This window comes from Streptococcus sp. KHUD_016 (assembly GCF_051106465.1).
In the GTDB taxonomy this organism is placed as follows: domain Bacteria; phylum Bacillota; class Bacilli; order Lactobacillales; family Streptococcaceae; genus Streptococcus.
In genome coordinates this window covers 1619241-1632995 of record NZ_CP193663.1, presented here as the reverse complement: position 1 = coordinate 1632995, position 13755 = coordinate 1619241, and the positions used below count along the sequence as shown (strand labels likewise).

The following is a 13755-nucleotide window of genomic DNA, read 5'->3' as shown; positions in this document are numbered from 1 at the left end:
TACGAATCTTGGATTTTCTCATAAAAATAAAAAAACAAGGTTTGACTGTAGATTAGTTAGACCTTGTTTTTAGTTTTGAAATTGAAGAGTAAATTTGAAGCTAGATTTTTGTTATTCAATTCCTTGGATAAATTTTTGGAAACGATAGGTGTCGAAATAAATATTGGATGCAACTAATTTATCAAATTCATCGAATTTCAGAAATTCTGCGACATCCAGTTCAAGTTCTTTTCCTTGAGGAGAATGTAGACGGTATCGATTTAAAGCTGAGACTGCTCGACCATCAACAAGTAATTGCTTCACTTCAAGATGCTGGCTTAAAGCATAGAATTGGCCTGCGCCTTGCAAATAAACATCACGTCCTTGTCGAATTTCTATACTATCGCACATGCCATAATCAAAGTTTTCAGCTACGAAATCTTCCCAGCCTCCCTCATTTACTGCCGTAAAATAGCTTTCTGCAAGTGTTTTTGTATCCATTTGGAACCTCCTGTAAAATAATTGGGCTATGATGAATATCACGAAATATTTTGCCCACTTAAGAGTATACAAAAGGAAATATGACTACAGGTTGTCATATTGCTGAAGATTTTTTTTGAGAGTACTGACCAGTAGATTTTGTAAGTGACTTGGGGATACGACCTTTACTTGATAACCAAAACTTAATAGTAAATCAAAAAATGAAGGAGTTAAAGCTCTAAATGCCTGAACTTTTATTATTTCGTCCTCGACTCTGATTTCTTCTTCCGTGAAGTGATCGTAGATTTTTGGAAGTGCAAATCTTGTAAAAACTAGTTCGATTTCTTCTCTTTGCCCCTCCACTTTATGTTTTGGGGGATTTAAAAAAAGCTCTAACATTTCTTGAGATAAACGTGGATAATCGAATGATTTATCTTTTATCTCCACTGGTTCTAGTTCTCGAATTCGAGTTAATTTAAAAATACGAAAATCTAATTTTTCTAAGCAGTAACCGATAACATACCAAGCATTCAGTTTATAGATCAATCTGTATGGGATAATTGTTCGCTGACTTTTCTCTTGTTTTTTCGAATAGTAAGAAAAAGAAATCATCTGTTTAGATTGTATCGCTTCCTCAATGTCTAGTAAATAATTTGTATTAAGAGTCCAGGAACTGAGATCAAAGTAAAAAGGACTGTTTGCTCTTGTAATTTCTTGAGAAGACAGCTTGTGTTCGATACTGTCAAGACTTGAATGGCCAACGATTTTACTAACATTTTGGCTCATATTAATGATAAACTGTCTCTCCTCCTCAGTGAAAAAGTTTCTGTCTATCTTATAGTCGCTCGGTATATAGAAACCTCCCTTATCTCCACGTTCCGAATAGATTGGGATCCCCGCTAAACTGAGTGTATCCATGTCCCTATATACAGTTCGAGTAGATATTTCAAATCTCTCTGCAATCTCTTTAGCTGTTATTCTCTTCTTATTTAAAAGAGACAGTAAAATATAGATTAGTCTTTCTAATTTCATGGTAGCAATTCCCCTTCTTTTAATCTCAAATAGCACAAACTAAAGAAACTATTTTAGTTATATTGTATAATAAGAAACCTAGCAATTCAAAAAGAAGGACTGTAGAGTTTGGAATATTAAGGATTAAAATGTTAGAAAAAGAATGGTATAGAAGTAATTAGGCAGATCAATCAAGAAATTTTCCTAAATTATTCCAACCGAATTATGTGAAAATTTCTATTTCCCTTACTGAAATCCTAGGTTTTTAGGTTAATAAATAGAAGAATGAACAAGAAAAGTTTAGGGTTTTTCTATCTCTTTTGCTGATTTTGTGATATAATTAACACGTATAAAAAAAGAAGGAGTCATATCTAATGGCAAAATTGACTGTTAAAGACGTTGACTTGAAAGGGAAAAAAGTTCTCGTTCGTGTTGACTTCAACGTACCTGTTAAAGATGGCGTGATTACCAATGACAACCGTATCACTGCAGCTCTTCCAACTATCAAGTACATCCTTGAACAAGGTGGACGTGCAATCCTCTTCTCTCACCTTGGACGTGTAAAAGAAGAAGCAGACAAAGAAGGTAAATCACTTGCTCCTGTAGCTGCTGACTTGGCTACTAAATTGGGACAAGAAGTTAAATTTATCCCAGGTGTTACACGTGGTGCTGAATTGGAAGCCGCTGTTAACGCTCTTGAAGATGGACAAGTTCTCTTGGTTGAAAACACTCGTTTCGAAGATGTTGACGGCAAGAAAGAATCTAAAAATGACCCTGAGCTTGGTAAATACTGGGCATCACTTGGAGACGGTATCTTCGTAAACGATGCATTTGGTACAGCTCACCGTGCACACGCATCTAACGTTGGTATCTCAGCAAACGTTGAAAAAGCAGTTGCTGGATTCCTTCTTGAAAACGAGATTGCTTACATCCAAGAAGCAGTTGAAGCTCCAGAACGTCCATTCGTAGCGATTCTTGGTGGTTCAAAAGTTTCAGACAAGATTGGTGTTATCGAAAACTTGCTTGAAAAAGCTGATAAAGTGCTTATCGGTGGTGGGATGACTTACACATTCTACAAAGCTCAAGGTATCGAAATCGGTAACTCACTTGTAGAAGAAGACAAATTGGATGTTGCGAAAGCTCTTCTTGAAAAAGCAAACGGCAAATTGATCTTGCCAGTTGACTCAAAAGAAGCAAACGCATTTGCTGACTACACTGAAGTGAAAGACACTGAAGGTGAAGCAGTAGACCCAGGTTTCCTTGGTTTGGATATCGGTCCAAAATCTATCGCTAAATTTGACGAAGCTTTGACTGGTGCCAAAACAGTTGTATGGAACGGACCTATGGGTGTATTTGAAAACCCTGACTTCCAAGCTGGTACAATCGGTGTCATGGACGCTATCGTGAAACAACCTGGTGTTAAATCAATCATCGGTGGTGGTGACTCAGCTGCTGCAGCCATCAACCTTGGCCGTGCAGACAAGTTCTCATGGATCTCTACTGGTGGTGGAGCATCAATGGAACTCCTTGAAGGTAAAGTATTGCCAGGACTTGCAGCTTTGACTGAAAAATAAATAGTTTAACTAAAGGAAGATGGTGTGACCATCTTCTTTTTAATTTAATTTATAAATAGGTGGAATTTTTCTATAAATAAAAAAAGAGTAAATATTTGCATCCTGCCTTGTAAAGTGTTAATATAAGAAGTAACGACTAAATTTAGATAAGGAAATGACTTATAATGAAAAATAAAAAAGAAGTCTATGGATTTCGTAAAAGCAAAGTTGCGAAAACTTTGTGTGGTGCTGTTTTAGGAACTGCTTTGATTGCTTTTGTAGACAAAGCAGTATTTGCTGATGAAGTTACAGAGACAACTAGTACAAGTACGGTTGAGGTAGCTACTACAGGGAACCCAGCCACAAATCTACCTGAAGCTCAGGGTGAAATGAGCCAAGTTGCCAAAGAAAGCCAAGCTAAGGCTGGTTCCAAAGACTCAGCTTTGCCAGTAGAAGTATCATCAGCTGATTTGGATAAAACAGTTGCCGATGCAAAATCTGCAGGAGTTAAGGTAGTTCAAGATGAAACAAAAGACAAAGGAACAGCCACAACTGCTACAGAGAATGCTCAAAAACAAGATGAGATTAAAAGCGACTATGCTAAACAGGCTGAAGAAGTAAAGACAACAACTGAAGCATATAAAAAAGAAGTCGCAGCTCATCAGGCTGAAACAGATAAAGTCAATGCTGAAAACAAAGCAGCGGATGACAAGTATCAAAAAGATCTAAAAAGTCATCAAGAAGAAGTTGAAAAAATCAACACTGCTAATGCAACAGCTAAAGCAGAATATGAGGCTAAGCTAGCACAATATCAAAAAGATTTAGCAACTGTCAAAAAAGCAAATGAAGATAGTCAACAGGATTATCAAAATAAACTTTCAGCTTACCAGACAGAATTAGCTCGAGTACAAAAAGCAAATGCTGAAGCTAAAGAAGCCTATGATAAGGCGGTAAAAGAAAATACTGCGAAAAACGAAGCGCTTAAAGCTGAAAATGAAGCCATTAAACAGCGTAATGAAACTGCAAAAGCAACTTATGAAGCAGCGATGAAGCAGTATGAAGCAGACCTTGCAGCTATTAAGAAAGCTAAAGAGGATAATGATGCTGATTATCAAGCAAAATTAGCAGCTTACCAGACAGAATTAGCTCGAGTACAAAAAGCTAATGCGGAAGCTAAAGCAGCCTATGAAAAAGCTGTTGAAGAAAACACAGCTAAAAATACAGCCATTCAAGCTGAAAATGAGGCGATTAAGCAACGTAACGCCACTGCAAAATCGACTTATGACGCAGCGGTGAAGAAATACGAAGCAGATTTGGCGGCAGTTAAGCGAGCAAATGCTACCAATGAAGCAGACTACCAAGCTAAGCTAGCCGAATACCAGACGGAATTAGCTCGCGTTCAAAAAGCTAATGCCGATGCAAAAGCAGCCTATGAAAAGGCTGTTGAAGACAATAAGGCAAAAAATGCGGCACTCCAAGCTGAAAATGAAGAAATCAAGCAACGTAATGCCGCCGCAAAAGCTGAATACGAAGCTAAAGTTGCGAAATATGAAACTGATCTTGCCAAGTATAAGAAAGATGTAGATGAGTATCCACGGAAACTCAAAGAGTACAATGAAGAGCAGGCAAAAATTAAGGCTGCATTGGTAGAACTTGAAAAAAATAAAGATCAAGATGGTTACTTGTCTAAGCCATCTGCTCAGAGCTTGGTTTATGATTTAGAACCAAAAGCTCAACTGGACCTCAAAACAGAAGGAAAACTTCTTACAGCAGCAGCTGTTGATGAAGCCTTCAAGAAGGATACAGACCAATATGGTAAGAAGAATCTTCAGTTAGACAACCTCAATGTCAAGAACTTGGAGAACGGTGCCACTACTTCTTCAGTGGAATTGTATGGTAATATTGGAACTAAATCGGACTGGACGACCAATGTAGGGAATAAAACAGAAGTTAAATGGGGCTCTGTTCTTCTAGAACGTGGGCAAAGCGTAACTGCGACTTATACCAACCTTCAAAATTCCTACTACAACGGTAAAAAGATTTCCAAGATTGTTTACAAATATACTGTAGATCCGTCTTCAAAATTCCAAAATCCTAGTGGAAAAGTTTGGTTGGGAATCTTTAGTGACCCAACTTTGGGAGCCTTTGCTTCTGCTTACACTGGTGATGTTGAAAAAGGTACTTCAATTTTCATTAAAAATGAATTTACCTTCTATGATGAAAATGACCAACCAATTAATTTTGACAATGCCCTTCTTTCAGTAGCATCTCTAAATAGAGAAAATAATTCTATTGAGATGGCCAAGGATTACACTGGTAACTTTATTAAAATTTCCGGTTCATCTGTTGGAGAAAAAGACGGAAAGATTTATGCTACTGAAACCTTGAACTTTAAAAAAGACCAAGGTGGATCTCGTTGGACTATGTATCCAAATGGTCAACCTGGTTCAGGTTGGGATTCATCAGATGCTCCAAACTCTTGGTATGGTGCAGGAGCAATTAGCATGTCTGGTTCAACTAACCGTGTTACTGTCGGTGCCATTTCAGCTACTTTAGTAGTTCCTTCTGATCCAGTTATGGCGGTTGATACAGGTAAAAGACCAAACATTTGGTACTCACTTAATGGTAAAATTCGTGCGGTTAACGTTCCGAAAATAACTAAGGAAAAACCAACTCCACCAGTAGCGCCAACTGAACCACAAGCTCCTACTTATGAAGTGGAAAAACCATTGGAGACAGCACCAGTAGTACCAACATATGAAAATGAGCCAACTCCACCAGTTAAAACTCCGGATCAACCGGAGCCGTCAAAACCGGAAGAGCCAACATATGAGACAGAAAAACCATTGGAACCAGCTCCAGTAGCGCCAAACTACGAAAATGAGCCAACACCTCCAGTTAAGACTCCAGATCAACCAGAGCCATCAAAACCAGAAGAGCCAACTTATGAGACAGAGAAGCCATTGGAACCAGCTCCAGTAGAGCCAAACTACGAAAATGAGCCAACTCCACCGGTTAAGACTCCAGATCAACCAGAGCCATCAAAACCAGAAGAGCCAAACTATGATCCATTGCCAACTCCGCCACTAGCACCAACTCCTAAGCAGTTGCCAACACCACCAGCGGTGCCAACAGTTCACTTCCATTACAATCGTCTATTTGCACAACCTCAGATTAATAAAGAAATTAAAAATGAGGATGGAGTAGATATCGATCGTACTCTCGTTGCTAAGCAGTCTGTAGTGAAGTTTGAGTTGAAAACAGAAGCGTTGACAGCTGGTCGTCCAAAAACAACTTCGTTTGTATTGGTAGATCCACTTCCAACTGGCTATCAGTTTGATTTGGAAACAACCAAGGCTGCAAGCAAAGGTTTTGAAACAAGCTATGATAAAGCTAGTCACACTGTAACCTTTAAGGCTACTGAGGAGACCTTGGCTGCTTTCAATGCAGATTTGACAAAGTCCTTTGAGACTCTATATCCAACTGTTGTTGGTCGTGTCTTGAATGATGGGGCGACTTATACGAATAACTTTACATTGACAGTCAACGACGCCTACGGTGTCAAGTCAAACATTGTTCGTGTAACGACTCCAGGTAAACCAAATGATCCTGACAATCCAAATAACAACTACATCAAGCCTTTGAAAGTTAACAAGAACAAGCAAGGTGTGAATATTGATGGCAAAGAAGTTCTAGCTGGTTCAACGAACTACTATGAACTCACATGGGATTTGGACCAATACAAGGGAGATAAATCTTCTAAAGAAGCGATTCAAAATGGTTTCTACTATGTGGATGATTATCCAGAAGAAGCCTTAACCCTTCAACCAGAATTGGTTAAGATTCGTGATCTAGAGGGCAATCTTGTACCAGGTGTCAGTGTTCAACAATTTGATAGTTTAGAAGCTGCGCCTAAGAAGGTTCAAGATCTGTTGAAGAAAGCAAACATCACTGTTAAAGGTGCTTTCCAACTCTTCTCAGCTGATAATCCAGCTGAATTCTACAAGAACTATGTAGCAGCAGGAAAATCATTGCTAATCACAGATCCGATGACAGTTAAACCTGAATTTGGTCAAACGGGTGGTAAGTATGAAAACAAAGCCTACCAAATTGATTTTGGAAATGGCTATGCTACAGAAGTAGTTGTCAACAACGTACCGAAAATCACACCGAAAAAAGATGTGACAATCAGTATGGATCCAAGCAGTGACAATATTGATGGCCAAACAATTCCGTTGAACCAGTTCTTCAATTATCGTTTAATCGGTGGTTTGATTCCACAAAATCATTCTGAGGACTTGAATGACTATAGTTTTGTAGATGATTATGACCAAAAAGGTGATCAATACACTGGAAACTATAAAGTTCTTGCCAAGGTTGATATCCGATTGAAAGACGGTCGTGTTATTAAGGCAGGGACAGACTTAACAGCTGAAACACAGGTTGAACATAATCAAGATAAGGGAATGATTACAATTCGCTTCAAGGAAGAATTCCTTCAAGAGATTCAGTTGGATTCTCCATTCCAGGCTGAGACTTATATTCAAATGAAACGAATTGCTGTCGGAACCTTTGAAAATACCTATGTAAATACTGTGAACAAAGTTGCTTATGCTTCAAATACAGTTCGCACGACAACGCCAGAACCTAAGAAACCAGAGGAGCCAACAACTCCTACTCCAAATCCGAAAGGGAATCCTACTCTACCTCAAACAGGTACAAATGATTCAAGCTACATGCCATATCTTGGTCTAGCAGCTTTAGTAGGAGTTTTAGGACTTGGTCAGTTGAAACGGAAAGAAGATGAAAGCAAGTAAGCTCTAAAAGTTAAATAGAAAAGAGGAACTCTGTTTCCTCTTTTTTGGCTCGTTGTCAACTGTAGTGGGTTGAAGAAAAGCTAAGCTCGAGAAAGGACAAATTTCGTCCTTTCTTTTTTGATATTCAGAGCGACGAAAATTCGCTTCTTGAAGTTTTCAAAGTTCCGAAAACCAAAGGCATTGCGTTTGATAAGTTTGATGAGATTATTAGTCGCTTCCAATTTTGCGTTGGAATAGGATAACTGAAGGACATTGACGATTTTCCCTTTGTCCTTTAGAAATGTTTTAAAGACAGTCTGAAAAAGAGAATGAACCTTCTTTATATTGTTTTCAAAGAGTCCGAAAAATTTCTCTGGTTCCTTATTCTGAAAGTGAAAAAGCAAGAGTTGATGGAGATGATAGTGGTGTTTCAAGTCTTCTGAATAGCTCAAAAGCTTGTCTAGGATTTCTTTATTGGTTAAGTGCATACGAAAAGTAGGGCGATAAAAACGCTTATCACTGAGTTTACGACTATCCTGTTGAATGAGTTTCCAGTAGCGCTTGATAGCTTGTGTTCTGCCCTCAAGAACAGTGATGATATTGAGCTTTTCAAAATCTTGCGCAATAAAACTCATCTTTCCCTTAGTGAAGGTATACTCGTCCCAGGACATAATCTCAGGCAGACGAGAAAAATCATGCTTAAAACGGAAGTCATTGAGTTTGCGAATGACAGTTGAAGTTGAAATAGACAGCTGATGGGCAATGCCAGTCATAGAAGTCTTTTCAATTAGCTTCTGGGCAATCTTTTGGTTGATGATACGAGGGATTTGGTGATTTTTCTTGACTATAGGAGTCTCAGAGACCATCATTTTAGAGCACTGATAGCACTTAAAACGGCGTTTTTTAAGGAGAATTCTAGTAGGCATACCAGTCGTTTCAAGGTAAGGGATTTTAGAAGGTTTTTGAAAGTCATATTTCTTCATTTGGCTTCCGCAATCAGGACAAAGTGAAGCATCATAATACATTTTAGCGATGATTTCCTTGTGGGTATCCTTACTGATGATGTCTATAATTTGGATATTAGGGTCTTTGATATCGAGTAGTTTTGTGATAAAATGTAATTGTTCCATATGGCTCTTTCTAATGATGGTTTGGTTGCTTTTCATTATAGGTCATATGAGACTTTTTTTCTACAACAAAATAGGCTCCATAATATCTATAGGGGATTTACCCACTACAAATATTATAGAGCCAAAATAAATAGTTTAACTAAAAGAAGATGGTGTGACCATCTTCTTTTTAATTTATAAATAGGTGAAATTTTTCTATAAATAAAAAGAAAAAAGAGTAAATATTTGTATCTTGCCTTGTAAAGTGTTAATATAAGAAGTAACGACTAAATTTAGATAAGGAAATGACTTATAATGAAAAATAAAAAAGAAGTCTATGGATTTCGTAAAAGCAAAGTTGCGAAAACTTTGTGTGGTGCTGTTTTAGGAACTGCTTTGATTGCTTTTGTAGACAAAGCAGTATTTGCTGATGAAGTTACAGAGACAACTAGTACAAGTACGGTTGAGGTAGCTACTACAGGGAACCCAGCCACAAATCTACCTGAAGCTCAGGGTGAAATGAGCCAAGTTGCCAAAGAAAGCCAAGCTAAGGCTGGTTCCAAAGACTCAGCTTTGCCAGTAGAAGTATCATCAGCTGATTTGGATAAAACAGTTGCCGATGCAAAATCTGCAGGAGTTAAGGTAGTTCAAGATGAAACAAAAGACAAAGGAACAGCCACAACTGCTACAGAGAATGCTCAAAAACAAGATGAGATTAAAAGCGACTATGCTAAACAGGCTGAAGAAGTAAAGACAACAACTGAAGCATATAAAAAAGAAGTCGCAGCTCATCAGGCTGAAACAGATAAAGTCAATGCTGAAAACAAAGCAGCGGATGACAAGTATCAAAAAGATCTAAAAAGTCATCAAGAAGAAGTTGAAAAAATCAACACTGCTAATGCAACAGCTAAAGCAGAATATGAGGCTAAGCTAGCACAATATCAAAAAGATTTAGCAACTGTCAAAAAAGCAAATGAAGATAGTCAACAGGATTATCAAAATAAACTTTCAGCTTACCAGACAGAATTAGCTCGAGTACAAAAAGCAAATGCTGAAGCTAAAGAAGCCTATGATAAGGCGGTAAAAGAAAATACTGCGAAAAACGAAGCGCTTAAAGCTGAAAATGAAGCCATTAAACAGCGTAATGAAACTGCAAAAGCAACTTATGAAGCAGCGATGAAGCAGTATGAAGCAGACCTTGCAGCTATTAAGAAAGCTAAAGAGGATAATGATGCTGATTATCAAGCAAAATTAGCAGCTTACCAGACAGAATTAGCTCGAGTACAAAAAGCTAATGCGGAAGCTAAAGCAGCCTATGAAAAAGCTGTTGAAGAAAACACAGCTAAAAATACAGCCATTCAAGCTGAAAATGAGGCGATTAAGCAACGTAACGCCACTGCAAAATCGACTTATGACGCAGCGGTGAAGAAATACGAAGCAGATTTGGCGGCAGTTAAGCGAGCAAATGCTACCAATGAAGCAGACTACCAAGCTAAGCTAGCCGAATACCAGACGGAATTAGCTCGCGTTCAAAAAGCTAATGCCGATGCAAAAGCAACTTACGAGAAGGCAGTTGAAGACAACAAGGCAAAAAATGCAGCGCTCCAAGCTGAAAATGACGAAATCAAGCAACGCAATGCCGCCGCAAAAGCTGAATACGAAGCTAAAGTTGCTAAATATGAAGCAGATCTTGCCAAATATAAGAAAGAGTTCGCAGCTTATACTGCAGCACTCGCAGAAGCGGAGAGTAAAAAGAAACAAGATGGTTATCTTTCAGAACCAAGATCACAATCGTTGAACTTTAAATCAGAACCAAATGCAATACGAACAATTGATTCATCTGTACATCAATATGGGCAGCAGGAATTGGATGCTTTGGTAAAATCATGGGGGATTTCGCCAACAAATCCTGATAGGAAAAAATCTACAGCATATTCATATTTCAATGCAATCAATTCGAATAACACTTATGCAAAGCTTGTATTAGAAAAGGATAAACCAGTCGATGTTACCTATACTGGTCTAAAAAATTCAAGTTTTAATGGTAAGAAAATTTCAAAAGTAGTTTACACTTACACATTAAAAGAAACAGGTTTTAACGATGGAACCAAAATGACTATGTTTGCCTCGAGTGATCCAACTGTGACAGCATGGTATAATGATTATTTTACTTCTACAAACATTAATGTAAAAGTCAAGTTTTATGATGAAGAAGGTCAACTTATGAATCTCACAGGAGGATTAGTTAATTTTTCATCTCTAAATAGAGGTAACGGTAGTGGGGCAATTGATAAAGATGCAATTGAAAGTGTTAGAAACTTTAACGGTCGATATATTCCAATTTCTGGTTCATCTATCAAGATTCATGAAAATAACTCTGCTTATGCAGATTCATCAAATGCAGAAAAATCGCTAGGCGCTCGTTGGAATACATCGGAATGGGATACAACCTCTAGTCCAAATAATTGGTACGGAGCTATTGTCGGTGAAATAACTCAATCGGAGATTAGCTTTAATATGGCTTCTTCTAAAAGTGGAAATATTTGGTTTGCTTTCAATTCAAACATTAATGCAATTGGGGTTCCGACGAAACCTGTTGCACCAACAGCTCCAACTCAACCAATGTATGAGACAGAGAAACCATTGGAACCAGCTCCAGTAGCACCAAACTACGAAAATGAGCCAACTCCACCGGTAAAAACTCCAGATCAACCGGAGCCGTCAAAACCGGAAGAGCCAACATATGAGACAGAGAAGCCATTGGAGCCAGCACCAGTAGCACCAAACTACGAAAATGAGCCAACTCCACCGGTAAAAACTCCAGATCAACCGGAGCCATCAAAACCAGAAGAGCCAACATATGAGACAGAGAAACCATTGGAACCAGCTCCAGTAGCACCAAGCTATGAAAATGAGCCAACTCCACCGGTAAAAACTCCAGATCAACCAGAGCCATCAAAACCAGAAGAGCCAAACTATGATCCATTGCCAACTCCGCCGGTAGCACCAACTCCTAAGCAGTTGCCAACACCACCAGCGGTGCCAACAGTTCACTTCCATTACAATCGTCTATTTGCACAACCTCAGATTAATAAAGAAATTAAAAATGAGGATGGAGTAGATATCGATCGTACTCTCGTTGCTAAGCAGTCTGTAGTGAAGTTTGAGTTGAAAACAGAAGCGTTGACAGCTGGTCGTCCAAAAACAACTTCGTTTGTATTGGTAGATCCACTTCCAACTGGCTATCAGTTTGATTTGGAAACAACCAAGGCTGCAAGCAAAGGTTTTGAAACAAGCTATGATAAAGCTAGTCACACTGTAACCTTTAAGGCTACTGAGGAGACCTTGGCTGCTTTCAATGCAGATTTGACAAAGTCCTTTGAGACTCTATATCCAACTGTTGTTGGTCGTGTCTTGAATGATGGGGCGACTTATACGAATAACTTTACATTGACAGTCAATGACGCCTACGGTGTCAAGTCAAACATTGTTCGTGTAACGACTCCAGGTAAACCAAATGATCCTGACAATCCAAATAACAACTACATCAAGCCTTTGAAAGTTAACAAGAACAAGCAAGGTGTGAATATTGATGGCAAAGAAGTTCTAGCTGGTTCAACGAACTACTATGAACTCACATGGGATTTGGACCAATACAAGGGAGATAAATCTTCTAAAGAAGCGATTCAAAATGGTTTCTACTATGTGGATGATTATCCAGAAGAAGCCTTAACCCTTCAACCAGAATTGGTTAAGATTCGTGATCTAGAGGGCAATCTTGTACCAGGTGTCAGTGTTCAACAATTTGATAGTTTAGAAGCTGCGCCTAAGAAGGTTCAAGATCTGTTGAAGAAAGCAAACATCACTGTTAAAGGTGCTTTCCAACTCTTCTCAGCTGATAATCCAGCTGAATTCTACAAGAACTATGTAGCAGCAGGAAAATCATTGCTAATCACAGATCCGATGACAGTTAAACCTGAATTTGGTCAAACGGGTGGTAAGTATGAAAACAAAGCCTACCAAATTGATTTTGGAAATGGCTATGCTACAGAAGTAGTTGTCAACAACGTACCGAAAATCACACCGAAAAAAGATGTGACAATCAGTATGGATCCAAGCAGTGACAATATTGATGGCCAAACAATTCCGTTGAACCAGTTCTTCAATTATCGTTTAATCGGTGGTTTGATTCCACAAAATCATTCTGAGGACTTGAATGACTATAGTTTTGTAGATGATTATGACCAAAAAGGTGATCAATACACTGGAAACTATAAAGTTCTTGCCAAGGTTGATATCCGATTGAAAGACGGTCGTGTTATTAAGGCAGGGACAGACTTAACAGCTGAAACACAGGTTGAACATAATCAAGATAAGGGAATGATTACAATTCGCTTCAAGGAAGAATTCCTTCAAGAGATTCAGTTGGATTCTCCATTCCAGGCTGAGACTTATATTCAAATGAAACGAATTGCTGTCGGAACCTTTGAAAATACCTATGTAAATACTGTGAACAAAGTTGCTTATGCTTCAAATACAGTTCGCACGACAACGCCAGAACCTAAGAAACCAGAGGAGCCAACAACTCCTACTCCAAATCCGAAAGGGAATCCTACTCTACCTCAAACAGGTACAAATGATTCAAGCTACATGCCATATCTTGGTCTAGCAGCTTTAGTAGGAGTTTTAGGACTTGGTCAGTTGAAACGGAAAGAAGATGAAAGCAACTAAGCTCTGAATTTAAATAGAAAAGAGGAACTCTGTTTCCTCTTTTTTGTACCCCTAAATTAAAAACGCTTCCTATTGATTTTCACTCATAAAATCAAC

6 protein-coding genes are annotated in these 13755 nt (G+C 38.4%); 3 read left to right on the top strand and 3 right to left on the bottom strand.

What is annotated here, in order from left to right:
- Window positions 1-111: 111 nt before the first annotated feature.
- Both ACORHV_RS07805 and ACORHV_RS07800 read right to left on the bottom strand, forming a co-directional pair.
- Entirely contained in the window at window positions 112-480 is a 369-nt protein-coding gene (locus tag ACORHV_RS07805; RefSeq protein WP_002879744.1) for a hypothetical protein, read from the bottom strand.
- Between the two features lie 84 nt (window positions 481-564).
- Window positions 565-1491, bottom strand: coding sequence for a helix-turn-helix transcriptional regulator (locus ACORHV_RS07800; protein WP_000764442.1), 927 nt, complete (start codon window positions 1489-1491; stop codon window positions 565-567).
- A gap of 353 nt (window positions 1492-1844) precedes the next feature.
- On the opposite strand from ACORHV_RS07800, the gene ACORHV_RS07795 reads away from it, so the two are divergent.
- Window positions 1845-3044 (top strand): phosphoglycerate kinase, encoded by a 1200-nt coding sequence (locus ACORHV_RS07795; protein WP_001096776.1) that lies wholly within the window; start codon window positions 1845-1847, stop codon window positions 3042-3044.
- 164 nt (window positions 3045-3208) lie between these two features.
- Window positions 3209-7840 (top strand): antigen I/II family LPXTG-anchored adhesin, encoded by a 4632-nt coding sequence (locus ACORHV_RS07790; RefSeq protein WP_434398033.1) that lies wholly within the window; start codon window positions 3209-3211, stop codon window positions 7838-7840.
- 80 nt (window positions 7841-7920) lie between these two features.
- On the opposite strand, the gene ACORHV_RS07785 is transcribed toward ACORHV_RS07790, so the two are convergent.
- Window positions 7921-8949, bottom strand: coding sequence for a transposase (locus ACORHV_RS07785; protein WP_434398031.1), 1029 nt, complete (start codon window positions 8947-8949; stop codon window positions 7921-7923).
- Between the two features lie 294 nt (window positions 8950-9243).
- On the opposite strand from ACORHV_RS07785, the gene ACORHV_RS07780 reads away from it, so the two are divergent.
- Window positions 9244-13659, top strand: coding sequence for an antigen I/II family LPXTG-anchored adhesin (locus tag ACORHV_RS07780; protein WP_434398029.1), 4416 nt, complete (start codon window positions 9244-9246; stop codon window positions 13657-13659).
- Window positions 13660-13755 lie beyond the last annotated feature (96 nt).

Excerpts from the sequence above, each read along its gene's own strand:
- ACORHV_RS07805 (WP_002879744.1), bottom strand. The coding sequence starts at position 480 with ATGGATACAAAAACACTTGCAGAAAGCTATTTTACGGCAGTAAATGAG.
- ACORHV_RS07800 (WP_000764442.1), bottom strand. The coding sequence starts at position 1,491 with ATGAAATTAGAAAGACTAATCTATATTTTACTGTCTCTTTTAAATAAG.
- ACORHV_RS07795 (WP_001096776.1), top strand. The coding sequence starts at position 1,845 with ATGGCAAAATTGACTGTTAAAGACGTTGACTTGAAAGGGAAAAAAGTT.
- ACORHV_RS07790 (WP_434398033.1), top strand. The coding sequence starts at position 3,209 with ATGAAAAATAAAAAAGAAGTCTATGGATTTCGTAAAAGCAAAGTTGCG.
- ACORHV_RS07785 (WP_434398031.1), bottom strand. The coding sequence starts at position 8,949 with ATGGAACAATTACATTTTATCACAAAACTACTCGATATCAAAGACCCT.
- ACORHV_RS07780 (WP_434398029.1), top strand. The coding sequence starts at position 9,244 with ATGAAAAATAAAAAAGAAGTCTATGGATTTCGTAAAAGCAAAGTTGCG.